Annotated in this window: 26 protein-coding genes and 1 pseudogene; 13 read left to right on the top strand and 14 right to left on the bottom strand. The window is 38.8% G+C overall.

Annotated features, from left to right (window positions below; all coding sequences use genetic code 11):
• The first annotated feature begins 20 nt into the window (after positions 1 to 20).
• On the top strand, positions 21 to 755 hold the full coding sequence (locus GY23_RS08100; protein ID WP_075618706.1) for an amino acid ABC transporter ATP-binding protein: 735 nt from the start codon (positions 21 to 23) through the stop codon (positions 753 to 755).
• Between the two features lie 335 nt (positions 756 to 1,090).
• Positions 1,091 to 2,470, top strand: coding sequence for a class II fumarate hydratase (gene fumC / locus GY23_RS08095; protein WP_075618705.1), 1,380 nt, complete (start codon positions 1,091 to 1,093; stop codon positions 2,468 to 2,470).
• Between the two features lie 616 nt (positions 2,471 to 3,086).
• Here fumC and GY23_RS08090 read toward each other — a convergent pair.
• Positions 3,087 to 3,527 (bottom strand): annotated as a pseudogene (locus GY23_RS08090) (NADPH-dependent FMN reductase).
• A 235-nt stretch (positions 3,528 to 3,762) separates the two neighbouring features.
• On the opposite strand from GY23_RS08090, the gene GY23_RS08085 reads away from it, so the two are divergent.
• Positions 3,763 to 4,107: a winged helix-turn-helix transcriptional regulator gene (locus tag GY23_RS08085; protein ID WP_211270652.1), complete on the top strand. Its 345-nt coding sequence runs from the start codon at positions 3,763 to 3,765 to the stop codon at positions 4,105 to 4,107.
• 513 nt (positions 4,108 to 4,620) lie between these two features.
• Here the strand turns inward: GY23_RS08085 and GY23_RS08080 are convergent.
• Entirely contained in the window at positions 4,621 to 4,947 is a 327-nt protein-coding gene (locus tag GY23_RS08080) for a winged helix-turn-helix transcriptional regulator (protein WP_075618704.1), read from the bottom strand.
• Between the two features lie 237 nt (positions 4,948 to 5,184).
• On the opposite strand from GY23_RS08080, the gene GY23_RS08075 reads away from it, so the two are divergent.
• The 4 genes from GY23_RS08075 to GY23_RS08055 all read left to right on the top strand — a co-directional run bounded on the left by GY23_RS08075 (position 5,185) and on the right by GY23_RS08055 (position 9,170).
• Entirely contained in the window at positions 5,185 to 6,024 is an 840-nt protein-coding gene (locus GY23_RS08075; RefSeq protein WP_075618703.1) for a pirin family protein, read from the top strand.
• 38 nt (positions 6,025 to 6,062) lie between these two features.
• Positions 6,063 to 7,262, top strand: coding sequence for an MFS transporter (locus tag GY23_RS08070; RefSeq protein ID WP_075618702.1), 1,200 nt, complete (start codon positions 6,063 to 6,065; stop codon positions 7,260 to 7,262).
• Between the two features lie 719 nt (positions 7,263 to 7,981).
• Positions 7,982 to 8,512, top strand: coding sequence for an RNA polymerase sigma factor (locus GY23_RS08060; protein WP_075618700.1), 531 nt, complete (start codon positions 7,982 to 7,984; stop codon positions 8,510 to 8,512).
• Positions 8,505 to 9,170, top strand: a complete 666-nt coding sequence (locus tag GY23_RS08055; protein WP_075618699.1) for a hypothetical protein — start codon at positions 8,505 to 8,507, stop codon at positions 9,168 to 9,170. The genes GY23_RS08060 and GY23_RS08055 overlap by 8 nt, the downstream gene beginning before the upstream one ends.
• 567 nt (positions 9,171 to 9,737) lie before the next feature.
• Here GY23_RS08055 and GY23_RS08050 read toward each other — a convergent pair.
• The 4 genes from GY23_RS08050 to desA form a co-directional block, all read right to left on the bottom strand.
• Positions 9,738 to 10,028: a hypothetical protein gene (locus GY23_RS08050; protein ID WP_075618698.1), complete on the bottom strand. Its 291-nt coding sequence runs from the start codon at positions 10,026 to 10,028 to the stop codon at positions 9,738 to 9,740.
• A 221-nt stretch (positions 10,029 to 10,249) separates the two neighbouring features.
• Positions 10,250 to 10,852 carry a response regulator transcription factor gene (locus GY23_RS08045; protein WP_075618697.1) on the bottom strand — a complete coding sequence of 201 codons (603 nt, stop codon included), beginning with the start codon at positions 10,850 to 10,852 and terminating at the stop codon, positions 10,250 to 10,252.
• A 2-nt stretch (positions 10,853 to 10,854) separates the two neighbouring features.
• Positions 10,855 to 11,985 (bottom strand): sensor histidine kinase, encoded by a 1,131-nt coding sequence (locus tag GY23_RS08040; RefSeq protein ID WP_075618696.1) that lies wholly within the window; start codon positions 11,983 to 11,985, stop codon positions 10,855 to 10,857.
• A 107-nt stretch (positions 11,986 to 12,092) separates the two neighbouring features.
• Positions 12,093 to 13,127, bottom strand: coding sequence for a Delta(5) desaturase DesA (desA, locus tag GY23_RS08035; protein WP_075618695.1), 1,035 nt, complete (start codon positions 13,125 to 13,127; stop codon positions 12,093 to 12,095).
• A gap of 316 nt (positions 13,128 to 13,443) precedes the next feature.
• Here desA and GY23_RS08030 point away from each other — a divergent pair, with 316 nt between their 5' ends.
• Both GY23_RS08030 and GY23_RS08025 read left to right on the top strand, forming a co-directional pair.
• On the top strand, positions 13,444 to 14,718 hold the full coding sequence (locus GY23_RS08030) for an acetyl-CoA hydrolase/transferase family protein (RefSeq protein ID WP_075618694.1): 1,275 nt from the start codon (positions 13,444 to 13,446) through the stop codon (positions 14,716 to 14,718).
• Between the two features lie 315 nt (positions 14,719 to 15,033).
• Positions 15,034 to 15,300 (top strand): hypothetical protein, encoded by a 267-nt coding sequence (locus GY23_RS08025; protein ID WP_084544064.1) that lies wholly within the window; start codon positions 15,034 to 15,036, stop codon positions 15,298 to 15,300.
• A 215-nt stretch (positions 15,301 to 15,515) separates the two neighbouring features.
• Here GY23_RS08025 and GY23_RS08020 read toward each other — a convergent pair whose 3' ends face one another.
• The 5 genes from GY23_RS08020 to GY23_RS08000 all read right to left on the bottom strand — a co-directional run bounded on the left by GY23_RS08020 (position 15,516) and on the right by GY23_RS08000 (position 19,613).
• The gene (locus tag GY23_RS08020) at positions 15,516 to 16,016 is read right to left on the bottom strand and encodes an SRPBCC family protein (RefSeq protein ID WP_075618693.1); all 501 of its coding nucleotides are present in this window, start codon (positions 16,014 to 16,016) and stop codon (positions 15,516 to 15,518) included.
• A 574-nt stretch (positions 16,017 to 16,590) separates the two neighbouring features.
• Entirely contained in the window at positions 16,591 to 17,970 is a 1,380-nt protein-coding gene (locus GY23_RS08015; protein ID WP_075618692.1) for a Glu/Leu/Phe/Val family dehydrogenase, read from the bottom strand.
• Positions 17,971 to 18,173: 203 nt separating this feature from the next.
• Positions 18,174 to 18,434 carry a hypothetical protein gene (locus tag GY23_RS08010; RefSeq protein ID WP_075618691.1) on the bottom strand — a complete coding sequence of 87 codons (261 nt, stop codon included), beginning with the start codon at positions 18,432 to 18,434 and terminating at the stop codon, positions 18,174 to 18,176.
• 387 nt (positions 18,435 to 18,821) lie between these two features.
• Positions 18,822 to 19,262, bottom strand: a complete 441-nt coding sequence (locus GY23_RS08005; RefSeq protein WP_075618690.1) for a hypothetical protein — start codon at positions 19,260 to 19,262, stop codon at positions 18,822 to 18,824.
• 3 nt (positions 19,263 to 19,265) lie between these two features.
• The gene (locus tag GY23_RS08000; protein WP_075618689.1) at positions 19,266 to 19,613 is read right to left on the bottom strand and encodes an ASCH domain-containing protein; all 348 of its coding nucleotides are present in this window, start codon (positions 19,611 to 19,613) and stop codon (positions 19,266 to 19,268) included.
• 142 nt (positions 19,614 to 19,755) lie between these two features.
• Between GY23_RS08000 and GY23_RS07995 the strand changes: the two genes are divergently transcribed.
• From GY23_RS07995 to GY23_RS07985, 3 genes are all read left to right on the top strand, one after another.
• Positions 19,756 to 20,685, top strand: a complete 930-nt coding sequence (locus GY23_RS07995) for a catalase family peroxidase (protein WP_075618688.1) — start codon at positions 19,756 to 19,758, stop codon at positions 20,683 to 20,685.
• Between the two features lie 360 nt (positions 20,686 to 21,045).
• The gene (locus GY23_RS07990) at positions 21,046 to 21,591 is read left to right on the top strand and encodes a flavodoxin family protein (RefSeq protein WP_075618687.1); all 546 of its coding nucleotides are present in this window, start codon (positions 21,046 to 21,048) and stop codon (positions 21,589 to 21,591) included.
• Between the two features lie 902 nt (positions 21,592 to 22,493).
• Entirely contained in the window at positions 22,494 to 23,318 is an 825-nt protein-coding gene (locus GY23_RS07985; RefSeq protein WP_075618686.1) for a squalene/phytoene synthase family protein, read from the top strand.
• An 82-nt stretch (positions 23,319 to 23,400) separates the two neighbouring features.
• Here the strand turns inward: GY23_RS07985 and GY23_RS07980 are convergent, their stop codons facing one another.
• From GY23_RS07980 to GY23_RS07970, 3 genes are all read right to left on the bottom strand, one after another.
• On the bottom strand, positions 23,401 to 24,684 hold the full coding sequence (locus tag GY23_RS07980; protein ID WP_211270651.1) for an ammonium transporter: 1,284 nt from the start codon (positions 24,682 to 24,684) through the stop codon (positions 23,401 to 23,403).
• A gap of 13 nt (positions 24,685 to 24,697) precedes the next feature.
• Entirely contained in the window at positions 24,698 to 25,039 is a 342-nt protein-coding gene (locus GY23_RS07975) for a P-II family nitrogen regulator (RefSeq protein WP_075618685.1), read from the bottom strand.
• A 178-nt stretch (positions 25,040 to 25,217) separates the two neighbouring features.
• Positions 25,218 to 25,475 (bottom strand): hypothetical protein, encoded by a 258-nt coding sequence (locus GY23_RS07970; protein WP_075618684.1) that lies wholly within the window; start codon positions 25,473 to 25,475, stop codon positions 25,218 to 25,220.
• A gap of 97 nt (positions 25,476 to 25,572) precedes the next feature.
• Here GY23_RS07970 and GY23_RS07965 point away from each other — a divergent pair, with 97 nt between their 5' ends.
• Positions 25,573 to 26,769 carry an alanyl-tRNA editing protein gene (locus tag GY23_RS07965; RefSeq protein WP_075618683.1) on the top strand — a complete coding sequence of 399 codons (1,197 nt, stop codon included), beginning with the start codon at positions 25,573 to 25,575 and terminating at the stop codon, positions 26,767 to 26,769.
• Positions 26,770 to 26,837 lie beyond the last annotated feature (68 nt).

Genomic DNA, 26,837 nt, shown 5'->3' with positions numbered 1-26,837 from the left:
GATAATGAAAGGAGTAAATGATGATATCAATAAATGGATTACACAAACAGTTCGGCAATCTTGAAGTATTGAAAGGCATTGACCTGCAAATAAATAAAGGTCAAGTCATCACGGTAATCGGTCCGTCGGGTTCCGGAAAAACGACGTTACTTAGATGCATGAATATATTGGAAGTACCCACTTCCGGGAGTATCACGATTGATGGTCAAACAACCGATTTCTCGAATACGGTTCATAAAAAAGAAATTGATTTGTTTAGAAGAAAGTCAGCAATGGTTTTTCAACATTATAATTTATTCCCACATATGACGGTACTTCAAAATGTCATGGAAGGTCCCATGATCGTGAAGAAGATATCGAAAGTCGAGGCACGTAAAAAAGCTGAACAATTATTAAATAAGGTTGGACTGGGAGATAAATTTGATTTCTATCCCCATCAATTATCGGGAGGTCAACAACAACGCGTAGGGATTGCAAGAGCACTTGCGTTAGAACCGAAAGTGATGTTGTTTGATGAGCCAACATCTGCACTAGATCCAGAACTTGTAGGAGAAGTATTGCAAGTGATGAAAGATTTAGCGGGTGAAGGCATTACCATGGTCGTTGTGACGCATGAAATGCGATTTGCCAAGGATGTTGCCGATGAGATCATATTTATGGACCAAGGTAAAATAATCGAACGTAGTAAACCAATCGATATGTTTACACATCCAAAAGAAGAGCGCACGAAACAATTCCTGAATTTACTTCAGTAATCGAAAAAGCACTTTCCGAATAAGGGAAGTGCTTTTTTAAATTGTGGATATTGAATTAGTTAGATGAGGTTGTCGTGTTTTTTCTTTGAGGAAATTGGTTTTATGTGAATGCGATGTGGGCAATGATAGTGGGAGAACTACTAATCAACATGTTATCAACATAAATAAATAAGTGGGCAGAACTTTCTAGACAACAACATGCATTTTTTATGCTCACGACGGGTATGTATCATTAAAACACATGAAATTTACATGGTTCACACCTTTTCTTATACACATTGTGAATAATCGATTGCCAATATTGAATTTTACAGGAAACGAAAGGAGCCATAAACATGAAATACAGAGTGGAACACGATTCAATTGGAGAGATTCAAGTGCCTGAAGATAAGATGTGGGGGGCACAGACGCAACGTAGTAAAGAAAATTTCGCGATTGGTACGGAGTTCATGCCGATTGAATTGATTCATTCATTTGCCGTTTTGAAAAAGGCTGCTGCCAAAGTGAATCATGATTTAGGAACATTGCCCAAGGTGAAAATGAACGCAATTTCTCGAGCCGCTACAGAAATTCGTGAAGGGAAATGGAATGAGCATTTCCCGTTAGTCGTCTGGCAAACCGGAAGCGGGACCCAATCCAATATGAATGTGAATGAAGTCATCGCTTTTCGTGGGAACCAGTTGCTCAAGACTGAAGGTAGTGATGAGATCCTGCATCCAAACGACGATGTGAATAAATCACAAAGTTCAAATGATACATTCCCTACTGCTATGCACATCGCAGCGGTGCAAGTAATCCAAGAGATGTTACTGCCAGAACTTAAGAGATTACGCGAAACTTTCAGCGGACAAGAAAACAAATTCAAAGACATTATCAAGATTGGGCGAACGCATCTGCAAGACGCTACGCCTTTAACATTAGGACAAGAAGTCAGTGGATGGAATCACATGATTGCCAAAAGTGAAGAAATGATTCGGGAAAGCATGAAGCATGTGACGGAGCTTGCGATTGGCGGGACAGCTGTAGGAACCGGCATCAATGCACATGCGGAATTCGGTGACCGGGTGGCTGCTGAGATCAGTGCAGATCTAGGTTTCAATTTCACGTCTTCGACGAACAAATTTCATGCATTAACCAGCCACGATCAGCTAGTATACGCCCATGGAGCATTAAAAGCATTGGCAGCAGATCTCATGAAAATAGCGAATGATGTACGCTGGCTTGCGAGTGGACCGAGAAGTGGGATTGGTGAAATTACAATTCCAGCAAACGAACCAGGGAGTTCTATCATGCCAGGGAAAGTAAATCCGACACAAAGCGAAGCCTTGACGATGGTGGCGACACAAGTAATGGGCAATGATGTGACAATCGGCATTGCAGCAAGCCAAGGGAACTTTGAACTCAATGTATTTAAACCGGTTATCTTTTATAACTTCATGCAATCCGTACGTTTACTAAGTGACAGTGTACGAAGTTTCCACGATCATTGTGTAGTCGGGATCCAACCGAATATGGACCAACTCGCCCATCACGTCAGTAATTCATTAATGCTAGTAACCGCATTAAATCCACATATCGGCTATGAAAATGCGGCAAAAATCGCGAAACACGCACATGAAAAAGGACTGACCTTAAAACAATCCGCTCTACTAAGTGGATTGTTGACAGAGGAACAGTTCGATCAAATTGTCGATCCTTCCAAAATGATTAAATAATACTCAAGAAAAGTGCAGACGCTCGAATTGATTTAGGATCTAAAATAAATCCTAACCATTCGAGATGACTGCACTTTTTGTCTTTGGCTATTTTGAGTCAGAACGGGTATTGATTACTATGGCTGGCGTCGAAGGTCGATGTAGTATGGTGCCATAGAGCCTATCCGTTAGGTTGACTCCAACGACCACGGTGCATCACAGACTGTCGCACTTATTGTAGATTAATCCTACTCTGGTTACTGCACCAGCCTTGCCTTTATTCTAATAAAGAATGGAGTTGGATCGTTGAAATCTACTTGATATTTTGGACGTAAAAATAGACCATCGAAATGATAATCTTGTTTTAACTAAAGCACCCGTTAGTTGAATAAGATTATTTGTAATAATTTGTAAAACAACCTACTACTGAAATCAATACTAAAAAAACTATTCCATTGGAACTAAATGCCAAATGAGCTTCGGAACAAAGTTTGATAAAAGTCATACCTTTCTTCTTTATATTAAGACAAACAAAAAGCACTGGTTTTAAAAAAATGAGACCGAGTGCATTCTATTTTCTCTATTCAAATGTGTTTTGTATAAGTTTGATAATTCTTATCCAACTATCGCTAGTCCTTTAAGAAAATTGCATCATCCATTGTTTGAAGTTAGAAACAACATTATCTAAAAAGGCAACTGTTCCTTCATCTGTAATATTGCCTTCTTCGTCCATTTTCGTATGAACCGCACCGACATATACTTCGTTTCCAATAAGTACCGGGGATTGTAAGCCTCCTGCAAATAAAATGTCACGCAAATGAGCTTGAGCTTTTACAGTTCCTAACATACCGATTGAAGCACCCATAATCCATAATGGTTTGCCAATCATTACTTTATCTACTCTTGATAACCAGTCAATCGCATTTGCTAATACACCAGGAATTGTTGCATTATATTCAGGTGTTACCTAAAGAACTGCATCTGCATCTTTTACTTTTAATTTAAAATCAACTACAGTTTGTGGTGCATTTTCTTCAATATCTTGATTGTAAAGTGGTAAAACACTTAAATCTAAAATTTCTAAATCGAATTTATCAGCATAGCGTTTTTAAACGAATTTTGCTAATTTATTATTATATGATTCTTTACGAACACTACCTACGATTGCTACTACTTTCATTTTGTTGCACGTCCTTTAATAAATTTGATGAAATTACTTCACAAATCAATTATGATATATATATACATAAAATATAAGTAGGCACATTAATGTTCCTTAGTATGAAAAAGGTACTTAAAAGGAAGTGAAGAATTTGAATGACAATATTAAACCACAACAATGTAAGGTAGTAAGTGCTCTTGATACACTTCTTGGTAAATGGAAGCCCATTATTCTGCAACATTTACTTGCAGAGGGAACACTTAGATTTAATGAGTTAAGAAAACGAATGCCTCACATTACGCAAAGAATGTTGACACTTCATCTACGTGAGCTGGAGGAACAAGATTTAATCAACCGTGTTGTGTACCCACAAGTCCCACCGAAAGTAGAATATTCGCTTACTGAATACGGCCAAACAATTGAGCCACTTATGGAAGCTTTACACCAGTGGGGAAAAAGTCATCTGCAACATATTGAAAATGTGAAAAATTCTTAACTAAAGATGAAAGAAATAAGGAAGCTAGCATTCATTAAAATGTTAGCTTCCTCTTCGTTTAATTTATTTATTATGGTCTTAATATGCTTCTTCCACTAAACTGCCACGTTAGTTTAAATGTAACATTTCACAGTAGGTTGCCGAACTCTACTTGATGTTTTGAACGTAAAAACAGACCATAGAAATAATGGCCATGTTTAACTAAAGCTAGTCTATCTTTTGTTCATATTTATACCTTTTCTCACTTCTTTTGGTTCAATATCATATCCTGATTCTCTCTTTAAAATTCTGTGCAAGTGAGGCAAGAAAGATACTCGACTTTGTGAATTTCACATTAGTCAGATTTAGTATAAAACGGGGAGTACGTATAGCAAAAGCACAAACCAATCTTGTTTTATCACTGGCAAATGGGGATACGTCTAACAATTGGATAACAAGATCCAAATGAAGGGAGACTTTAACGTTTGGTTCTGTGAGAGGCCCAGGATGTAATCCCCTGGGCCTACTCGAATGTTAACCGTTGTCATTCGCCAAATGAGACACTCCCCAGTCATGCATCATATCAAGAATCGTTTGGAGCGACTCCCCGTATTTGGTCATCGAATATTCAACTTTCGGAGGAACCTGAGGGTAAGTTACCCGGAGGATTATTCCCTCCTCCTCCAACTCTCTTAAGTGCGAGGTGAGTACTTTTTTAGTTACGCTGGGCATTACTTTTTGTAATTCTTTAAACCTCATCGTCCCGTAATGTAGTAAATGGAGCATTATGGCGATTTTCCACTTGCCCACAATCATATCCAACGTTGTCGCGACTTTACAATTATCCGGTTTTTCATCCATTTTTTAATCCTCCAGCCTCTTGACTATCCTACTGTATCGTGATGCTAATATTAATACGATTCGACTCAATGTGTAAAGAGCCTCCAGAGCTTCGCTAATCCCAAAGGTTACTTTTAAGGTACACGGTATCTTTGTTGTGCCTACTTCATAAAACATTCGATTCGTTGCATAATGAATCGACACCGCCTAACAACTTTATTAGTTAGTTTATAAATAATTTACGGAAGGAAGATTATGATGAAAAATCTAGATGTATTTAGTCGAGGCATAAAAAGTGTCCGCACAATCCATTTCCAACGAAATAGCGACATTCATACGATGGCATGGATAGTTGAACCAGGTCATTGGGAAGAGCATGATCCGTTTCTGCTCATGGCACATGACCATATGCGCAGTGGAGTGTTTGGCATCCATCCTCATCGAGGAATGGAGACGGTCACTTTTTTGATTGAGGGCAACCTTAACCATTATGACAGCAAGCATGGGACAGGCGTGCTTCATGCCGGCGATGCGCAATGGATGACTGCAGGCAGAGGCGTTGAACACCTCGAGGACGCGGCAGAAGGAGAGACAGTAAATCTTCTACAGTTGTGGGTGAACATTCCCTCGGGAGAGAAGATGTCACCCTCTAGATACCAGGATTTGCGGAAAACCGATATGCCTGTCATTCATGAAAACGGGGCTGAAATTCGTCTATTTTCCGGGTCACTCGGCGATACGGCCTCTGATACATTAAATATTGCTCCTGTTACGATGGCTGAAATCAATATGGAGACCGGCGCAGCCTTCAAGTTTGAGCTTCCAGGATCCTACAACGGGTTTCTGTATATTTTGGAAGGCGAAGGCTCCTTTGGGGCCGATAGCACCGAAGGGGAGCAAGGACAGGTATTATGGATACAATCTGCGGGAACTGCCGAGCGGAGCGAAATAAAGATCGAAGCACGCAGTAGCATGCGTGTCATGTTGTATGCCGGCGAGCCGATTCGCGAGCCTGTCGTTGCAAGAGGCCCTTTCGTCATGAACACCGACGAAGAGATTATACAGGCTTATAGCGATTATAGAGATGGTAAATTTTAAATTTATAATATCACCCTGAAGGAGAGTATGAAATTTTTATGAAAAAAAAATATATTCTAATGATAATAGCTTTGTTTATTGCATCATTGAACTTGCGTCCGTCAATTAACTCGATCGCACCATTGCTCGAAACGATTAGAACCAGCTTAGGAATGAACGCCTCCGTAGCAAGTTTGCTGACCTCGATTCCTGTTCTTTGCATGGGACTCTTCGCTCCCGTAGCTGTAAAGTTCAGCGGGAAATGGGGTATTGAACGGGTATTGGGATGGTCGCTGCTTGTCATAGGAGTCGGTACTATTCTTAGGTTCTTCACGCAGTCAACTTCATTTTTGTTAATTACTGCTTTTATAGCGGGTATAGGGATTGCATTTGCAGGACCGCTTCTTCCCGGATTTATTAAGCGCCACTTTCCGAAGCATGTACCCTCGATGATTGCGATATACACGGTTGCGCTTACTCTGGGGGCAGCACTAAGCTCGAGCTTGATCGTGCCGATGCAGAATAGTATGAACTCTTGGCAGAGCGCGCTCGGGATATGGGCGGTAATCGCTTTCGTCGCAGTGCTGTTTTGGTGGTTGTTCGTTTTGCGGCATATTAGACCGCAAGATCATCTCGCTTCAACCGGCACGAAGACGAGAATGCCATGGACAAATAAGAAAGCGTGGCTTCTTACACTGACGTTCGGCTTGATGGCCATGCTATTCTATTCATTCACCGCATGGTTGCCAGAGATTATTCAAGGAATGGGCTATAGTAAGTCCTACGCTGCAAGCGCGCTTACGATTTTTGTCGTTGTTCAGATTCCGGTGAGCCTTGCTCTGCCGATCTTGCTTCGCAAATTCCCTTCCCGTCGCCTTTGGCTAATGGTTGCAGCGCTATTGCAACTGGTGGGGCTTGTGATGCTTGCGTTCTCCATTGAACCGTTGGTTGCCACGTTCTTTATTGGTGTAGGTGCCGGCGGCTTGTTTTCTCTCAATCTACTACTGCCTCTAGACGCTACCGACAATCCGCAGGAGGCGGCTGCTTGGTCAGCCATGACCCAATCAGCCGGCTATGTGATCGGGGCAACCGGCCCCCTTATTCTTGGCTGGATTCATGATGCAACGGATAGCTTCTCCACAGCAATAGCGGGGCTGATTTTAATTAATGTAGCGATGATGGTCGTGCAAATTGCTGCCACTACCATAAAAAGAAAACAACAATCGGGAGCAATTAATCACAAACCTAGAATAATATAAGCCAAACTTATGGGACACAAATTTGGTATTTTTGAAAAATCAGTTTTTTCTATTACAAGAAATTAATCAGCATATGTTTTATAGATGGTCAGTTCAACAGCGGCAGCCTAGGAAAAATAATGTCCTAGACTGCCGCTGTTTTATTGAACTATATTTCAAGAAGGAATACTTTTTATATACTGACCTATTCTATTTTCCACTGGACGTTAAAAGAAAGATAGGAATAACGATTGAAAAGATATATCTAAACTTTTTGGAATGAAGAGAGATATTAAAACTGAGGTAGATGGTAGATGAATAATGAGATTATGGATCCCCATATAGATAAATATATAAAAGGTATAAATAATAGTTTGGGAATGAAAAAACAAAGCCAGCGATCATATATAGTAGAACTTTTATGCTGCGTTAGTTTAAGTGAATTTCTTCACAAACTTATAGGGATTTTAACATAAATATCCAGTGTGAACTCGCATCTAAGACAAGTTCTTAGTTTATTTATAGAAATCGATAAAAAAGTAAAAAAGAAATTAAGGAATTTTTTTTACCCTTTTTGTCACCTTCTTTCAAAACATTACGTCTATAGAATAAAAATGATGGTTGCCAAATATTTACTGCATCTTTTGAAAACTTGTTTTTGTATGTTGCAATTCAAAAATAAGCCCATTATTAAAATTTCTAAAGGACTACTTATTTTATGTTTAGAGAGGAGATATCCCATGGATGATAAAACGAGCCTTCATATTGAACAAGTAATGGAAGAACATGGGGAATACTTAATTAGATTAGCTTTCATGTACGTTAAAGATTGGGAAGCAGCGGAAGATATTGTTCAAGATGTCTTTATTCGTTATTATCAAAACTCAGAGCAGTTTGAGCAAAGATCATCGCTAAAAACTTATCTTTGCAAAATCACAGTAAATCGGTGCTATGATCATTTGCGAAGCTGGAAGAATAAAAAAAGCAATTTTACAAATGCCCTTGTTGAACTTTTATCCAATAAGACTAATCCAGAGAATCAAGCTATTAGAAAAACTGAAAATAGTGCTTTATTTAAGGAAATCATGTCTCTACCAATGAAATATCGAGAAGTGATCTTGCTATTCTACTACCAAGAAATGAAAATAGCAGAAATTAGTTTAGTCTTAAATTGCACAGAAAATACAGTTAAATCAAGGCTTTCTCGTGCAAGAACCCAATTAAAAAACCGGCTTAATGAAAATGAGTGGGAGGGATTTCATTATGAATAACATTAAGCGTGAAATTGATGATTTCATTGGAAGCAAACCACGTTTTACTCACCAAATAAAAAAGCAAATTCTTAATGAAATGGAGGGAAGTAAATTTAAACAATCGTCTACATTCTTTTCTAACTATAAACATATAGCTGTATCGATTTTATTTATTACCCTCGCAACGTTTTTTGTTTTTTCAATTGTAAATAAAAATGAGGCCACAACCCCAACAAATTCTGCCACAGGGGAAGATAGTAGTTTCGTCGTAGAGAACGAAGAGTTACAAAACCAATTATCAGCAATTGAAGATAATGAAAACGTAAAGGGACTGACTGAAGAAATTGCCCAAAGATTTTTACTTGCAATGTCACTAGGGGAAAAAGAAGCAATTGAACCTTTACTTTTACCAGGATCAACTTTAGAGGATGACTTTTCAATTACTTTCAGTGATGGATATACCTACAATAAACCCACTTGGAATCTATATGAAAATATTGTATTTACAAAATTAAATGGTTATGGATTTCAAGAAGACAGTAAAGATAAACGAATATACAATTTGCATTATCAGTTCACTCCAAAGAAAAAAGGAAATTATTATCATTTCACGACTATCCAATTTGAATTAGTGGATGATACATGGTTTATTTCGAACGTATATGAAGATGTTTAATAAAAGCTGATTTTAACTTCCGCAATTGTTCCTATAGAGACTTTATAAAGTGATTATCCTTAAAGAATATTTGAAAGTCCTGAAAGTATATTTTTTGACCTCCGTAATGGAAGGTGGAAGGGTTACTGTGTCACATCAAGCAGATAAAAGTCTAGTCTCATTATTTTTCAACAAAAATAATGAGTGGAGATACAAGAATGTTTGGAAACTATCTAGTTTCACTTGAGAAAATGTACAAAGAGGTTAAAGAGAATTACTTACGGTCGCAATTCAATATGGAAACATATATGATGGTCGCTGGCAAACGAAAGTTAAAAAGTCTCTTTCTATAGAAGACATTGAAAAACAGGTGGTGGAAATGGAAATTACCTAATCAGTGATTTAGTAAAAAAGGTAGTAAAAAAATGCGCTTGGAGAAATGTTTCCAAGTGCATTTTTTAATACAAAATCAACCAGAGACTTTAACATAGCCAATAAAAAAGGAGTGAATATGCGCCTAGCACACCCTTTCTGAGACGAGCCAGCGCAAATGTAAGGTAAAGAATAGCCACGATAAAGTCTTGGTTATTAAGAAAGCTTATTTGTTGCTTCAGATACGACATACGCAAGATCATCATTGCCAAAAAGCTGGAGGATTTCAATGAGTGTTCCCGAATCAATGTCCAGGTCCATAGGTTCATTGTTATCAACAATCTGTTTTATTGCCTCATTTATTGGTTGAGTCGGATAGGCTTGTTGATAAAGAGTGAAGGGGTCAATCTCATGATGTTGACACCATTGAACAAAAAGCTGAATCATCACTTGCTCATCCTCTTGGTATTTTTGAATAATATAATCTGTTAAGGTTTTTTGATCCATCATCACATACTCCTCTTTCTTTCAAGTGCTATTAATAGTTTGGGTTTTCATCGATAATAAAGTAATCATAATTCACGTAAAAATAAAGCTTATGGCTATAAAAGAATGATCCAGATGAGTAGTGATTCGCTGAAGCGGAACCAGGCACTAAGTGAGGGCTATGTATGCATAAGTTCGAATATATTAAAAGGCTGATAAAAAAGCACATCCAACAGGAAGTGCTATTTAAACCACCCTTTTTCTTTGAACCTAGAAATGGCTTCGATGCGGTTACCAACGTCCAACTTATCGAGGATTGCGGAAACATAATTTCGCACGGTTCCGGTTGTGATATACATTTGGTTGGCAATTTCTTTGGTGTTTTTCCCATTTGCAATGAGTTCGAGAACTTGGTGTTCGCGATCGGTCAACGGATTTTCATCTCCGCTATACGCAAGGTCAATCAATTCGGGAGCATATATACGACGCCCTTGCATAATGCTACGAATGGAGTTAGCCAAATCTTCACTCGGACTATCCTTCAATAAATAGCCTTTAACATTTGCTTTACGTGCTCGTTCGAAGTAACCGGCACGAGCAAAAGTGGTGAGGATTATTACTTTACAATCATGATCCTTTAATTCTTCAGCAGCGTCCAACCCTGTTTTTAACGGCATTTCGATATCCATAATGCACACATCTGGATTTAATTGCTGGACCAACGGGAGGACTTCCTCACCATTGCGAGCTTTTCCTACCACTTCCATGTCTTCCTCTAAATCAAGCAATGAGCCAAGTGCACCAAGCAACATGCGTTGATCTTCTGCAAGTACAATGCGAATCATTTCTATACCTCCTTAATCTTTTGTAAGATAACATGAGGAATTCGAATATTAAGCGTAGTGCCGTATGATCCTGAAATTTCAAGCACGCCATTAACGAACTCTAATCGTTCCTTCATCCCTCGTAATCCATTGCCATCTAAAAATTGTTTTCCTTGTTCAAACCCAATGCCGTTGTCTTGTACTTGAAGAAATAATTCGTTTTGAGTTTGTTTAATCAAGACGTGACAAAATGTGGCTTGACTATGCTTTACAACATTCGTTATCGCTTCTTTTAAGCACATGGTTAATACATTTTCAACGAGCAAAGGGGTATCTTTTAAAGCTGGATCGCCTTTGACGCGGAAATCAATTTCCGCTGCTTTTAATATTTGCTGAACGCGTATAAGTTCGTCTTCTAGTTTGCCAGCACGTATATTCGACACAAGTTCTCGCACTTCTTTTAAGGCAATTCTGGCAGTGTAGTTAATATCCAGAAGCTCAGTTTTTGCTCGAACCGGATCCTTATCGATTACTTTATAGGCTAAATCACTTTTTAGCCCAATTAACGATAGCTTTTGCCCTAACGTATCATGTAAATCCCGAGCAATGCGTTGTCGTTCCTGGATGACAAGAAGTTGAGAAATACGTTTGTTGGCATTTTCTAACTGTCCTTCTAGTTTTTCCTGCTTAATGCGGTTATACGAATTAAATGGCAGTAAAATGACCCCTATAACACCAATCAATAGAAAAGGAAATTGTGTGACGAACAAATTGTTTTGTGTGAAAAACCCAATACAAACAGAAACAATCGTTGTTACAAGATGTACGACATACATCGTGATAAATCCTGCTTTGTTGCGAATATTTCCAATGAAAAAGGCCAAGAACAAGGAAAAATAAAGGTATCCAAATAAGATGATTAACGTGATACTAACAACAATTTGAATCGCAATCCATACATACATACGCCACCCTTTTGACAGGAAAGATTGGCGATAGCTCAAGAAAAATCCGGCAACCAGCAAAAGACCAATGAAACTTTCTAAAGGGGAAAATGATTTAAATATAAAAAATAATGGCAGGATACAAAAGATGATCCATACATAAATACTGATGTACGGATTTTTAGGGAATATTTGATACCAACGTTGCATAAGTTCCTCCTGTATTCCGAAAAAATGATATGAAAATTAAATTTTCAGCTTTCCTAATTATAACAGACAGAAAAACCATTCCATAAGCGGAATGGTTTTTCATTTATTTATCGTTTTGTTTGAAATTGAGTAGAAGTTTTTTGAGCGTTTAGTAAGTGTTTAATTTCATTAAAGCTGACAAACGTCTTTTTCGTTTCATCATATAAACGGAAACGAATCGATTGTAAACTTGTTTTTAGCGTAATCGTTGTTGCTTTGTGAAGCGGCGGTGCTGATTCATGTGCTTGCTCTAAACGATAGTTTGGAACACGTGGGCTTAAGTGATGCACATGATGATAGCCAATATTTCCAGTTAACCATTGAAGGATTTTTGGCAATTTGTAGAAAGAACTGCCATCAACTGCAGCTTTTACATAATCCCATTGATCTTCGTCTTCAAAGTATGAATCTTCAAATTGATGTTGAACATAGAACAACCATATGCCAAGTGAACCCGCTACAATTAGCATGGTTCCTTGAATGATCGCGAAGGCCGGGAATCCGATCAACCAAATCATGAAAGCATACAATACAACGATTGCTACATTAATAAACCAAGTGTTATTGCGCTCTTTTTTACGTGCATCTTTACGGTTAAAACGGTTTGATACTAAATACAAGAACAATGGTCCTAAACCAAACATAACGATTGGATTACGGTATAAACGATAAGCAAATCGACGACCTGGTGTCGCTTCAACATATTCGTCAACTGTCATTACCCAAACGTCGCCAACTCCACGTTTGTCTAAGTTACTGCTTGTTGCGTGATGAATTGAATGATCACGTTTCCATTTTTCATAAGCAAACAATGTCATGATACCAGTGATCGTACCTAATACCGCGTTAGCTTTCTTACTCTTAAAGAAAGAACCGTGTGTACAATCATGGAAAATGATAAAGACTCGAACGATAAACCCTGATGCCACTACTGCTAACGCAACAGTTAACCATACCGAAATGTCTAAGCTCTGGTAGGCCAAGAACCAAAGGATGAAGAAAGGTGGAATCGTGTTAATAATTTGCCAAACACTTGCAGCTGTATCGGATTTCTCAAATGGAGCGATTAGTTTACGTAATTGCATTGTTTTTTCTTTACTCATAGCGTCCTCCTGATGAAGATGTATTTGAATTTTTTATTTAAATTACTTGTTATATTAAGAATAGACATTAGGAGTAGATGTTAAAAGGCATAAACGTCAAGTGACGAGTATGACAAATATCATATAGGACATCATGATTAGTAAAAAGAAGTTATGTAGTACTATTTTTCGCACTCATCGCCAATTCATACGAAATATTTGTGATTTTTAAATTTTCGACTAGTATTATTACGATTATCTGCATACATTCTGCTTAAAAAACGCGACGTATGTATGCTAAAGTTATAGGAATAGGTTTTGAATGGAGCGATTAAGTATGTCAAAATTATTAGACGTAAATGAAGTAATTGAATTAATTGAGAAGGAAGCAGACATCATCATCCCGATTGCAAATGGTGAACCCATTCAGTTATTAGATATTTTAGAAGAACATGCTAGTGAATTGAGTAATGTCAAAATTCATCAAATGCTAGCATTACATCCGCGCAAGTATATATTGGGCGAGATGCCAGGACAGCTAACACATGTGTCGTATTTTCTAAGCGGGGCAACACGCAAAACGTATCAGCAAGCAAAAATGGACCTAGTGCCAAATAATTTTCATGAAATCCCGCGTATGCTTAAGAAAGTAACGAAAATGTCGATGGTTTTTTCTGTTGCCTCTCCGATGGACGAGCATGGCTATTTCTCACTTGGGACTCAAGCGGATTATGTAGCTGAGTTTATTGGCAAAGTACCATTTATATTAGAAGTGAATCGAAATATGCCACGTACATTTGGACACAACCAAGTACACATCAGCCAAATTGCAGGCTATGTGGAGCATGATACGCAACTTGCAGAAGAAGTGGTTCCGGAAATCGGAGAAAAAGATATGCGTATTGCTGAAAAAGTCGCAGCACATATTCAGGATGGGGCTACACTACAAATTGGGATCGGTTCAGTGCCAAATGCCGTTATGAGTTTATTGAGAAATCACCGCAATCTTGGTGTACATACAGAAATGTTAACAGACGGTATCGTGGATTTAGTAGAGTCAGGTGCAATAACTGGAACTGAGAAATTCACAAACAAAGGGAAGATTGTCGCGACTTTCGCTTTTGGAACACAAAGACTATATGACTTCCTTCATAACAACACATCCGTAGAGTTTTTACCCGTAAGTGTTGTCAATGACCCACGGGAAATTGCAAAAGAAGAAAATATCGTGTCCATTAATGCAAGCACTGAAGTCGATTTATTTGGTCAATGTGCTTCGGAGACGGTTGGAGGAAAATACTATTCTTCAAGTGGCGGACAAATTGATTTTGCACGTGGTGTACGTTTTGCGGAAAATGGCAAAGGCTTTATTTGCATGTATTCCACGGCAAAAAACGATACCATTTCCAGAATTAAATTGGATTTAGCACCGGGATCAGTTGTGACGACCGGGAAAAACGATGTCGACAACGTTGTGACAGAGTATGGAATTGCTCGCCTTCATGGTCGATCAATCAGTGACCGAGCGAAACAACTTATTAGTATCGCACATCCGAAATTCAGAGATGAACTAACCGAGCAAGCAATAGAACGTGGAATCTTAAGAAGGTAATATAGATGAAATTTTTTACTCGAGTAAAGTGTCAATCGCCAATGGGTTAAGTGAGGGGAAACGTCCTCCGATGCTTATGGTGACTGACACTTTTCGTTTTTTATCTAGACTACTTAATGGGAGAAAAAGAAATTTTTCCAAATATTAGTCAGTATAATTCGGGAGTTAAGAGGTATTCTAACTTTGACGTCGAAATAATGAGTGAGGCTATTTCTCGAACATGAAACCAATTTATTATTTTCCCCGTACACCGATTTTGCAAAGTCAACCATCTACGACTTCTGAAATCAGAATATTGAAAAAGGAGCGAACAGTATGCAAGAAATAATAGGGTTAATTTCTGTCATAATGGTATTTTCTATTCCGCTGACCGCATTAATATTGGGGCAAGTAAGAGGGACTCAAAAGCTGAAAGCGAAAATGTTGAAGGACGAGTTGGAACTGGAGAAGGTAAAGAGTGAGAATTTCATTGCTGAGACGGAAAAAATGCGTTTAGAATTAAATCAAACGCAACTAAAATATGCAAATTCTGAAGACACAATTCTAGTTGGATTTGAAAAAGATCAGATTAAATCGATATAAGAGTTAATTTTGAATAGAAATGAGCTTGGATTAATGTATCCAAGCTTTTTACTGTTTTTTTTCTAAAGGTGGTTATTTTATTATCAAGAGTGCATTTGCGCCTAGCACATCTATTCTGCGGTTATCATGCGGTCATCGAAAATGTACGATAAAGAACAGCGTGTTTTATCTCGAACAGAAAAAAACACGAGCGAATATAGCACTCGTGAACGTAATTAAAATGAGGGATAATTAATTTTACCCGTTTCCACTAATTGCTTTAACCCTTCAAACATATATCCCCAACCTTGTTCGGTTTGACTCCTATATTCATCAAGAGCTTTTTCGATATCTTCATCTGTCCAGCCTTCTTCATGAGGAACGGTAATCTCTTGTGTAAAGGTCATCTCACAAGCCATATCATGAGGTTTAATTTCTACTGTAATTACATCCTGCGAATCACTAAATTGAGGCATCTTGAAAGTGAAAACTAATTTACTTGGCGAGTCAACTTCAATGTAATCACCAATGGCTCTGTAATCCTTACCATCTCGATGATCAACAATTTCCCATGTCCCACCGACATAAGGTTCATTCTGTGCCACTTTATTCGTATGCTCCATCGTAAAAAACCATTTCTTCATCATTTCTTGATTCAGCCAAGCATCAAATATTTTATCTGCTGGGACATCAAAAACACGCGTCATCGTTAGTGATGTTGTAGACGAATTACCCAATATCTATCATCCTTTATAAGTTATTTAGGTTACTCTTGCATTGCTCATGATAACGATACTGTATGAAATGAAGTTATTCAAATATTGGGCTAAAAATGAGTGGAATTAAAAAATAGCAAGGGAATTCATAAGATCACTCAAAAAGTCCACTAGTAACTAGTATAGAAAGGATTAAGTATTCCTTATCATACACGCTTCGGCGCATTGTGGATGCCTCCCATGAGAAGACTGGCTACCACTTGAAAGGAGCCTACGCTGGTTCTGCCTAGTCAAATTGATTCCATCCCATTTAGTATGCTAGTACAGTGTATACATATATCTTACGAGCCTTCCCAAAATTTTATCGATGAAAGGCTCGTTGTTTTTGTAAATATACAAATAACAAGTGGGATCCCGATGATTTCCAATCAAGAGTCTTTAAAACCTTAGAGCATCCACTGATTCGCAAGTGAATCTATTTGGTAAGCAAGTGCTAGGAGCCATATCCATACTCGCAGTAAACCTCAAATAAATAATGAACTTAATGGAACAATCAAAGTAAGTAACACGAAGGAAAAGGTGACATTTCTCGTGGTTAATATAACTTCCCTTGACGATACAAAACAGTGGACAGACGGGTCACCGAATGAATATAGCAATTTTGGCGAAGTGAGAAAGTATCACCAAAATATTGCGGAAGTAGGGTATCCATTGTATTCCTCATTTTTGCGAGCAATTGATTGTAGACTTCTTCTTCAGAGAAGAATTGCGTTTCTCGACCTTGTAACCATTCTAAATAAGAAACAATGACACCGCCAGCATTGGCTAAGATATCTGGAATGATGACGACGCCTTTCTCACTTAAATAATCATCTGCTTCTCGGGTGGTTGGAGCATTTGCACCTTCTACAATGATGCGTGCTTTGATTTGCGTTTTATTTTGGTCATTCAACTGATTTTCAAGGGCGGCCAGGAATAAAACATCTACATCCATGGTTAATATATCCTCTCTTCCTTGAATCGTTGCTGCAATACCTGCTGCTGTTAATTGATCTTCAGATGTCGGCAAATCACCTTTATTTTTGGCAGTGAATTCGACAAGGGCTGGAATATCAAGACCGTCTGCATTGAAGAGCGTTACGTTACGGTCACTGACAGCTACCACCTTGTTTTGAATATGTGCACAGCGATATGCCTCGAGAGCTGTTACGGAACCAACATTACCAAAGCCTTGGACTGCAACAGTTAATTCACGATTCACATATTCAAGTGCAGTTTTAGCAAATGGATTTGTTGTAGTTGCAAAAGTTGCTTGATTGTCTTTTACATAATTGTTCAGTAAATAACGGAAAGTAAAGTAAACACCTTTGCCGGTTGCTTCACGACGACCTAAAGAACCGCCGTTCTCAACGCTTTTTCCGGTGAAACTCCCAAGGTAGGGACTTCCCTGATTAATCTTTTTGTATTCTGCCATCATCCAATCCATTTCACGCTCACCTGAACCAACGTCTGGAGCGGGTATGTCTTTATCTGGTCCAATTACATTATTGAAATATCTAACATATTTGATGCAGATTTTATGCAATTCCTTTTCGGAAAAGTCTTTGGGATTAATCATAATGCCACCTTTACCACCACCAAAAGGGACATTATGAAGAGCGTTTTTTAGTGTCATTAGGAATGCCAAATTCACGACTTCTTCTTCATTAACTGTTTCGTGAAAACGAATCCCGCCTTTGTATGGACCGAGGGCATCATTGTGATGAACACGATATGAGGGAATGCGAACAACTTCCCCACCTTCTAATGGAACCCGCAAAAATGATTTATGTATTTGATTGGGGGTTGATAGAATGGAATTTAAGGAAGTAAAAGCTTTCTGTCGCATGCCACCCTTTAAATCTGTCAAGAAATTTTCGTTTTCTAACAAGGCATTTAGTGATTGTTGGACAATGGATCGTGTTTGTTCTTCCACGTTCGAGCACCTCCGAATTAATATCTGACTAGTTTGTGCATACCCTTAGAATCAAGGTGTAAAACGATTAAAACCCATCAGTTGAACTGGTGGGTTTTAATCAAAACAACTAGTACATTTTTATATAAAGTATGACTGGGCGGGGGATAATACTACTTATATCAGGATACTAGAAAAACCTGAAAGTTAAACTTATAAGACATTTAGTGCAAAGTGTTAAGACGTTCCTTCTCATGATTCAACTGAGCTTGCAGTGAACTAATGGGCTCAATGTTTCCGCGACTTTCGAGAGCATTTTCGACTGTTCGATCTGCATGTTCAATCATATGACGTGCTTCTTGTATAAACTGATCGGTAGGTTTTGTCAGAGCTTTACCTACAGCCATCGCGGCATTGTCCACAGAATTGTGTAATTGACCAAGTACAATATCTTCTTTCCAGCTCATTTGAGTGTGATCATCCATATCAAAATCCTCCTTGGGTCGATGTCCTAGAAATCAATTCATTCTTACTATGGCAAAATCACCACATTTTATGCATGAGAAGGATGGAGTGGATAGAATAAAAAAGTTATTGGAAGACTATGTAGAGCGTCTTTTGATCCGTTTTCTTTATTCATCTAATAAATATCTAAAGAAAAGGAAAATACGAGTACGAGTCAGAGGAATAAATTGGAATTTAGATTAAGAAGCATCCAGAAAATAATAAACACGTAACTTACTGGTCTGAAAAAAGGGATGTGCAAAGTGACATGTAGTCATTTCGCACATCCCTCTTAATTAGTTTAGACAGGCTGCTGTAGTAATTCAAAGCACCTTAGAGCCCACAGTTGTCACAGTGATTTGTGGTTCTTACCATAATGTTGGTTTCATCACCATGAGAGCCAACATGAGGACCAATAAAATGATATAAGTCCAAGTGGAACTATACAGTTTTCGGTTTAAAACCTGTCGATCGAAATCGGGATTTTCATATTTCTTGAGTGTCCCTTTAAATGCACTAGCCAAGAAGAAGATGGAGAGGATCATTAATCCGATCGTCATCACAATCCAAGGTGTATGCCATGGCCATGGTCCAAGATAAACAAGTAAAATTCCTGAGCCTACTAATACATGTCCAGCGTGTTTAATCAAACGAACAACCGAACGGAATATTGCAAGGTAAGCTATTTCAATTGCGAGGTCTGCACCATGCATTCTTTTCAAGACTGCAAATAACACAAAAAGAGGTCCAACTGATAGAACCATACTCAATACATGGGTGAATATGATAAGGCCGTAAAAATTATACATTACTTATGCTTTTACCGGACTGAATTCATGAGTCCATACTGTCATATGAGGCAACCAAGGCATACCAGGGTGGTAAGCCAATATGGATTGTTTATAGTCTTCTACCGATTGAAAACCTTCTTGTACTGCATGTTTATCTGTTAAATCCCCAAGAGTTTGTATATAAACTTTATCCACCTTGAAAGACTTTCCTTTAAGTTCCATGATTTCACCGACATCTGCGTAGCGTCCGTTACGACGAGTTGCGGTTTTCTTTCCTTGTAGTACAAGCTCAATATCCGATTCCATCGTGATTAATCGTTCGACCGAACACGTTTTTGGAGGTAAATTTGTTTCTTCATGATTTGTCATGTGTAGTCCACCTTTGTATAAGTTAATTTGCATTAGTTAAGGGTATCTTAAGAATGAAGATACCATTTTTAAGTGTACACTTTATATCGACTTCAAACCATGATTAGAGGTAGCGACATTTTATTAACAAGGAGGATTCGTTGTGATAGAGCATACAAATGAAACAAATTTGGCAAAACGGACGGTCAATCAAATTGAGAAAGTCGCAGGAACATATCCTGGATACCGTCGAGCGCATGCGAAAGGTGAATTATATGAAGCAACGTTTACCCCGACCGGTGAAGCCGGCAAATATACGATGGCTGCACATTTAGCAGAAACGGAAGTCCCGGCAATTGTACGTTTTTCTAATGTTTGGCCAAATCCTCAAACACCCGACGCATTATCTGTAGTAAAAGGAATGTCAGTTCAATTTCATTTACCTAACGAAGAAATCGCAAATTTAGTCGGAACAACCATTCCAATCTTTATAACGAAGTCTCCACAGACATTCTTCGATATATTAAATACAGTGCATTCTTTTCAAGACTTCAAACCGCATTTTAAAGACACGGTAAAACTATTTGCCCAGTATCCAGAAAGTCGAGCAGCTTTTCAAATGATACGAAAACTCGAAAATACAAATAGTTTTGCAACAGGCCGCTATTATGCTATTCATGCCTTTTATTTGGTGAATGAAAAAGGAATAAGAACTCCAGTGAAATTTGAGTGGGAACCAGAAGCGGGTGTCGAATCATTATCAATTAAAGAAATGGCGACTAAGTCAGTAGACTACTTATCAACGGAATTAAACGAACGACTGGATAAAGCAGAGGTACGATTTCGCTTATATATTGTGATAGGGGAATCAAGTGATCCAACGGACGACCCTACAAAAGAATGGCCAAAGGAGCGAACGCGAATAGAAGCAGGGATTTTACGTGTGAAATCAAAAGCACCTGTCGTTGTAGATCACTATGTGTTTGACCCAACAGTGTTACCTGCAGGAATCGAATGTTCGGATGACGAGATATTGCGATTTAGAAAAGAGGCCTATTCAGAGTCTTATAATAGAAGAATAAAAGGGGAATAAGCGAAAAGTTATACACGCTTAATAGGTAACAGTCCACAAAATGTGCATAAGAGAAGAAAACGCTGCATCTATCCACATGTGGATAACTTTGATGTAAATGCTTTGTTAAAGAAGGCGTGAAGAATGTAATGGAAGATGCCATCGCTATACAAGTCAAACCACTGTGAAATATGTTTATTTATCTTCATTTCACCCTCCGAATTTGGCCGTTAGTTTTTTGTCGAATCCATTATGATCGCATGTAATGGGTGAAATTTTTGTTTGATTCAGTTTAGGGGTACTCTGAGGAAATTTCAGAGACACTTGCATACACTAATAATTGCCTACCTTATTTTATAAAACAAAAGGGGACCTTAAATTATGAGCATTGTTGTGATATATGGGAGTGCACGACAAAATGGCAATACCGAGAAACTGACAGAGCGGGTAATTGAGGGGCTGGAAGTCGAAGAAATATATTTACGCGATCACACCATTAAACCAATCGATGATCAGCGACATGCAGAAGGTGGATTTGCTGAAGTGGATGACGATTATAATGGTTTGGTGGAACGCATGATGAAGCACGAGACGTTTATTTTTGCGACACCTATCTATTGGTACAGTATGCCTGGGACAATGAAAAACTTTTTTGATCGATGGTCACAAACGATGCGGGATAAAAAGTTCCCTGATTTTAGAGCGGAATTGGGAACAAAAAAAGCATACGTTGTTGCTGTGGGCGGAGATAAGCCGATGATAAAAGGGTTGCCCCTCATTCAGCAATTCAACTATATTTTTGATTTCATGAGTATGTCATTTGAAGGCTATGTGCTAGGAAAAGCAAGCCGACCCGGGGATATTTCACAGGACAAAACTGCCTTTGCAGCTGCAGCACATCTAAATGAAAAATTGAAAAATAGCTAAGAAGCTGAAAGAGTCAGGCACCAAGTAGTTCTGTGGGACGAAGCAATGTCCTACATACTACTAGAATGCGAGTCACTGAAAAAGTCCGTTCATTCTAAACAAGAGCCCTTCCTAATAAAATTGTGGGAAGGGTCATTGGTAATCTGTATACAAATGGTATTCATAAGCCTAGCGGAACCTAGACGTCTTTCAAGTGGTAGCCGGAGCGAGAAAACTGGCATTGGCAGTGGATTTCTGTCTGGCTTCTCGCGGGAGGCATCTGCAAAGCGCCGAAGCGTTGATGCATAGTCCAGTCTATAATGGTGAACTTTTTCAGTGTTCTAAGCGAAAGCGGGCGGGGTTATTAAAGAGATTTTCCATTAAATATGGAAGATAAAAAACTTGATTGGGGCTGCCGGAGGATATCTGGCAGCCTTTTCTGTGAAAAGAAGAATGGGAAACTCTTTCTGGAAAAGGTGAGTTTCCTACTAAAAGGCCAATAATTCCAACGTGAACTTCCTTTTTTCCTACGTCATCCCCAAAAATTCCTACGTGACCTTCGATTATTACAACTGAGCCATTGCTCAGTTAAAAAGTGTCTTCTTTTTTCACAGATATAATTCATAAACCTAGCAGAACCAGCGTAGGAGGCATCCGCAAAGTGCCGAAGCGTTATTATAGAATGTGGAACCTTTTCAGTGGCCACCTAGAATGCCGGGCTCTTTTTTTATGCGGAATCACTCTTGTTAGAACAAAATGTGTCATTGCAACTATTATTTTTTATAGATTTCTTGATTTTTCACTCTTGATAACTTACTAATAGTAGTTTTTATTGTATGATTAGAGGATTAGAATAACTTACAATGGTAGTATACTTTATAATACATAAGCAAAATTAGTGAACGGAACGGGAGGAATCTAATATGAGCGAGGCCGTGTTATTGCAACGGGAAGCGATGGATGTGTTAAAACAAACGAGTCGGACATTTTTTATACCAATCAATTTCTTAGAGCCTAAATTACGTAAAACAGTCGCATCTGCCTATTTATGCATGCGTGCGATAGATGAAATTGAAGACCACCCCGATATGTTAGCGGGGACAAAAAGTCATTTATTATCTTCGATTAGTGAAAGTATGAAAACGACATTCGATCCAGAAAAATACCGATCACTGATCCATCCGTATAAAGATTTGCTTCCGGTTGTAACTCAACGACTTGGCGACTGGCTGTTACTATGTCCGCCAGATGTAGTGGAGAAAGTAAAAGAGTCTACGGCGATTATGGCAGAAGGAATGGCCAAATGGGTAGAAAAAGATTGGCGTATTAAGACAAAAGAAGATTTAGACGACTATACGTATTACGTAGCAGGCCTCGTTGGATGCATGCTATCAGATATATGGAAGTGGCATGACAATACAGATACTGATCGTGAAAAAGCTGTTGCTTTTGGACGAGGCTTGCAAGCGGTAAATATCTTGCGTAACCAAGATGAAGATTGGGAGCGTGGCGTGCGCTTCTTACCTGATGGGTGGGAACGTGAAGATTTATTTGCCTATGCCAAACAAAATTTGGCGTTGGGGAACGAGTATGTAAAAGATATTAATAATCGTGGGATTACCATGTTCTGCAAAGTACCACTAGCTCTTGCTAACAGCACATTAAAAGCAATGAAAATCGGCCGTGAAAAAATTTCTCGTAAAGAAGTCGAGTCAATTGTTTCGGAACTTGAAAGCCAACATCAATAAAGTGCTATAAAATGCCAGTCACCTTTGGAATTTCGGGATGAGAATCGTCTCAGTGGATTCCTTGATGACTGGCATATTTTTATTATCGAGCCTGAACTGATTTGCCCAGTTGCGTGATGCGGTGAGCGAAATCTTCAGAACGCGGAGCAGTACCTTTTAATACATCTTGCATATGGTAGGCTTGAGTTCCGTGCTCAGAATAATCAAGACCAGCTGTTTCTTCAAGCTTAGTTACACGAAGAGGAATGAACAGACGAATGAGTAGCAAGCTACCCCCAACAGTAAGTGCTGTCCAACCAATGATTGTGACAATACCGATTGCTTGAACGCCAAGTATTCCAAGACCTCCTCCGTATAAAGTCCCGTTCACTGTGTCGAATAAACCAACTGCGAGTGTTCCCCAAATCCCACCAATTCCATGTACTGAAATAGCGCCGACTGGATCGTCTATTTTTACTTTTACATCAAAGAAACGAATACTTTCAGTCATGACCACACCTGCGATTAATCCAATAACAATTGCTCCAATAAGTGAAACATTGGCACATCCTGCTGTAATCCCTACCAGACCGCTCAGCGCGCCGTTTAGTGTAAGAGAAGCATCCAATTGTTTAAAACGGATTTTTGTATATAAAGCAGTTGATAAAACCCCGGCTGATGCAGCGAGTAACGTATTGCCAATAACTAAAGGAACCAATGTAGGATCAGCAGCAAGTGTACTACCACCATTGAATCCAAACCATCCTAGCCATAAAATAAAGACACCTAACGTACTGAGTGGGATGCTATGACCAGGAATAACATTTACAGAGTTGTCGCTGTATTTTCCAATACGAGGACCAATCAGCCAAGCAGCTACTAATGCACCAACAGCGCCAGTTAAATGAACAACTGATGAACCAGCGAAATCGATGAAACCTAATTGTGAGATCCATCCGCCGCCCCATACCCAGTGTCCGACAATTGGGTAAATTGCCCCTGTCATGGCAACAACAAGTAAAAGATAAGAGGATAACTTCATTCTCTCAGCAACGGCTCCTGAAATAATGGTTGCACATGTAGCAGCAAATACGGCTTGGAAAACAAAGAAACCAATATCTTCACGCCCAAGTAAAGCAAATCCTTCAGTACCGATTAATCCAGAAGCAGTAGGGCCAAACATAATGGCAAAGCCAACGATAAAATATAAGATAGCCCCAATCGCAACAGTCAAAAAGTTTTTCATTAAGATATTTACAGTATTTTTCGATCGAGTAAATCCGGTTTCGACCATGGCAAAACCTGCATGCATAAAGAATACCAAAATAGCCCCAATCATCATCCACATCATGTCAACTGAACTTTGTACGGCTTCAATTCCCTCCATTGTGCATCCCCCTTTAATATACGGCTACTGCACCGCGTTCTTTTGTCCGAATTCGAATGGCTTCATCCACTGGATAAATAAAAATTTTCCCATCCCCTACTTCGCCAGTAGCGGCGTACTCTAATATGGACTTAATAATTGGTTCAACTAAACGATCTTCGATGACCATCTCTAATTTCAATTTTGATGAAAACTCCATTTCGTATGCATTTCCACGAAATAGACCAGTGCGTCCCTCTTGTCTGCCACACCCAGCAATTTCAGTCACGCTTAAACCATCAATTCCTTCTAGTGCCAGTGCTCTTCGAACAGCTGAAAATACATCTGGCCGAATAATTGCCTCAATCTTCTTCATCCTCATGCTCCTTTCTGGTTCCTAATAATATATGTTAGGTTTCCTAACATATTAAACCAATTAAAATGAAAAATCAAACTATTTATGAAATTGGTGTTAGGTTTCCTCACATATAATGAATTTTTCTCATGAATCCTCAATAATTCCAGTATTAATCGCACAAAAAAAGCTTTTGACATTATTCAGTCAAAAGCTTTTTAAGTAGGAGCTCGTCTAGATGTTGAGTGAATTCTGAGATTGATTTAAATTGATGTTCCGTATGGCGGTTTAAAGCTTCAAGAGTGTTCATTTCATGAAATGACATCGTATTTTTTTTCGTTGAACAAATAACAGTCGAATCATAAAAACTACTGGCCATGAGAGCTCTTATACAAAACTGCTTTTCGAAACATGTGCCTGTTGCTCGGGATTCATTTTGCATGATGTCTGGTTTCATTTCTTGGCTCCTAATGACAAAATGATGGTACATTACTCTATATACCCAAATATTCGACAAACTAGTCATGTGCACTTTATAGGAGGAATTCCAACAGATGAAACAAAAATATTATTATCAAGATGCATACCAAAAAAACGCAAACACAACAATAATCAGCCAGGCTCAAGAAGAGTCTGGAAGATGGTACATTACGCTGCAGGAAACGATTTTTTATCCGACAGGTGGTGGTCAACCACATGACACGGGATTAATAAATGGAGTTCAAGTAACAGACGTGGAAGAAGTGGATGGTGAAATTCGTCACTATATAGGTGAACGCTCAACACTTGAAACGGGGGAATCTGTTGGAATCGAAATCGATTGGACACGCCGATTTGACTTTATGCAACAACATGCGGGCCAACATATATTAACGGCTTCTTTTGTGGAGTTGTTAGGAATCCAAACCGTAAGTTTTCATTTAGGAAAAGAACACGTCACCATCGATGTAGACGCTTCAAAAATTTCCAATGAGCAATTAGGGAAAGTGGAGAAGCTGGCGAATCAAATCATTTTGGAAAACCGATTGATTGAAACGAAATGGGTAACGAAAGATGAACTTGCACAATATCCACTGCGAAAACAAGTTTCTGTGGATGAAGACATACGCTTGGTCATTATTCCGGATTTCGATTACAACGGATGTGGAGGGACACATCCATCTTCAACAGGTCAAATTGGTGCATTGAAAATTCTAGACACCGAAAAGCAGAAAGGGAAAGTACGCGTACATTTCGTTTGTGGTGGCAGAGTGATTACGCAGCTGCATCGCAAACATACAGTCTTGCAAGAAATGAAAAGCCAATTAAGTGCATCTGAAGAAGGGCTGGCAGAAGCAGCTCGAACAGTAGTAGACAATGGGAAGAAAATGGAGAAAACAATAGAAGAACTTCGTGAACAACTGATGGGGTATGAAGTGAAGGAGATACTTGGTGAGTTGACACAAGGGAATGTTTCCATCGAGCGTGTTTTCCAACAACGATCAATCCAAGAATTACAAAAGCTTGCACGTCTATTAGTCGCGGAGTCACCTAAGTGTAAAGTAATATTCATTGCTGAAAATGAAGGGTTACTACAATTTGTATTAGCAAGTGGTGCGGAAAATGATACGAATATGAAACAACTAGCTTCACAAATATTCCCACTCATTAACGGAAAAGGCGGAGGCTCTGCAAGCTTCGCACAAGGTGGCGGCACAAAAAACCAATCTGGTCAGGAATTAGTAGAGAAAATCCATCAGCTTATGGTGTGAAAGACGCAAACTACCTGTTGAAAAGTAGAATGTATGTTCTATTGGTGGTATACTTTGCGTAATAATGG

The sequence above is a fragment of the Paenisporosarcina indica genome (genome assembly GCF_001939075.1).
GTDB classification, from domain to species: Bacteria; Bacillota; Bacilli; order Bacillales_A; family Planococcaceae; genus Paenisporosarcina; species Paenisporosarcina indica.
The sequence above is the reverse complement of the archived record's forward strand: the minus strand, read 5'-3'. Positions and strand labels throughout refer to the sequence as shown.

Bases quoted from the DNA above. Each gene is read 5' to 3' on its own strand.
- GY23_RS08100 (WP_075618706.1), top strand. From the start codon at position 21: ATGATATCAATAAATGGATTACACAAACAGTTCGGCAATCTTGAAGTA.
- fumC (WP_075618705.1), top strand. From the start codon at position 1,091: ATGAAATACAGAGTGGAACACGATTCAATTGGAGAGATTCAAGTGCCT.
- GY23_RS08080 (WP_075618704.1), bottom strand. From the start codon at position 4,947: ATGGATGAAAAACCGGATAATTGTAAAGTCGCGACAACGTTGGATATG.
- GY23_RS08075 (WP_075618703.1), top strand. From the start codon at position 5,185: ATGAAAAATCTAGATGTATTTAGTCGAGGCATAAAAAGTGTCCGCACA.
- GY23_RS08070 (WP_075618702.1), top strand. From the start codon at position 6,063: ATGAAAAAAAAATATATTCTAATGATAATAGCTTTGTTTATTGCATCA.
- GY23_RS08060 (WP_075618700.1), top strand. From the start codon at position 7,982: ATGGATGATAAAACGAGCCTTCATATTGAACAAGTAATGGAAGAACAT.
- GY23_RS08055 (WP_075618699.1), top strand. From the start codon at position 8,505: ATGAATAACATTAAGCGTGAAATTGATGATTTCATTGGAAGCAAACCA.
- GY23_RS08050 (WP_075618698.1), bottom strand. From the start codon at position 10,028: ATGGATCAAAAAACCTTAACAGATTATATTATTCAAAAATACCAAGAG.
- GY23_RS08045 (WP_075618697.1), bottom strand. From the start codon at position 10,852: ATGATTCGCATTGTACTTGCAGAAGATCAACGCATGTTGCTTGGTGCA.
- GY23_RS08040 (WP_075618696.1), bottom strand. From the start codon at position 11,985: ATGCAACGTTGGTATCAAATATTCCCTAAAAATCCGTACATCAGTATT.
- desA (WP_075618695.1), bottom strand. From the start codon at position 13,127: ATGAGTAAAGAAAAAACAATGCAATTACGTAAACTAATCGCTCCATTT.
- GY23_RS08030 (WP_075618694.1), top strand. From the start codon at position 13,444: ATGTCAAAATTATTAGACGTAAATGAAGTAATTGAATTAATTGAGAAG.
- GY23_RS08025 (WP_084544064.1), top strand. From the start codon at position 15,034: ATGCAAGAAATAATAGGGTTAATTTCTGTCATAATGGTATTTTCTATT.
- GY23_RS08010 (WP_075618691.1), bottom strand. From the start codon at position 18,434: ATGGATGATCACACTCAAATGAGCTGGAAAGAAGATATTGTACTTGGT.
- GY23_RS08005 (WP_075618690.1), bottom strand. From the start codon at position 19,262: ATGTATAATTTTTACGGCCTTATCATATTCACCCATGTATTGAGTATG.
- GY23_RS08000 (WP_075618689.1), bottom strand. From the start codon at position 19,613: ATGACAAATCATGAAGAAACAAATTTACCTCCAAAAACGTGTTCGGTC.
- GY23_RS07990 (WP_075618687.1), top strand. From the start codon at position 21,046: ATGAGCATTGTTGTGATATATGGGAGTGCACGACAAAATGGCAATACC.
- GY23_RS07985 (WP_075618686.1), top strand. From the start codon at position 22,494: ATGAGCGAGGCCGTGTTATTGCAACGGGAAGCGATGGATGTGTTAAAA.
- GY23_RS07980 (WP_211270651.1), bottom strand. From the start codon at position 24,684: ATGGAGGGAATTGAAGCCGTACAAAGTTCAGTTGACATGATGTGGATG.
- GY23_RS07975 (WP_075618685.1), bottom strand. From the start codon at position 25,039: ATGAAGAAGATTGAGGCAATTATTCGGCCAGATGTATTTTCAGCTGTT.
- GY23_RS07970 (WP_075618684.1), bottom strand. From the start codon at position 25,475: ATGAAACCAGACATCATGCAAAATGAATCCCGAGCAACAGGCACATGT.
- GY23_RS07965 (WP_075618683.1), top strand. From the start codon at position 25,573: ATGAAACAAAAATATTATTATCAAGATGCATACCAAAAAAACGCAAAC.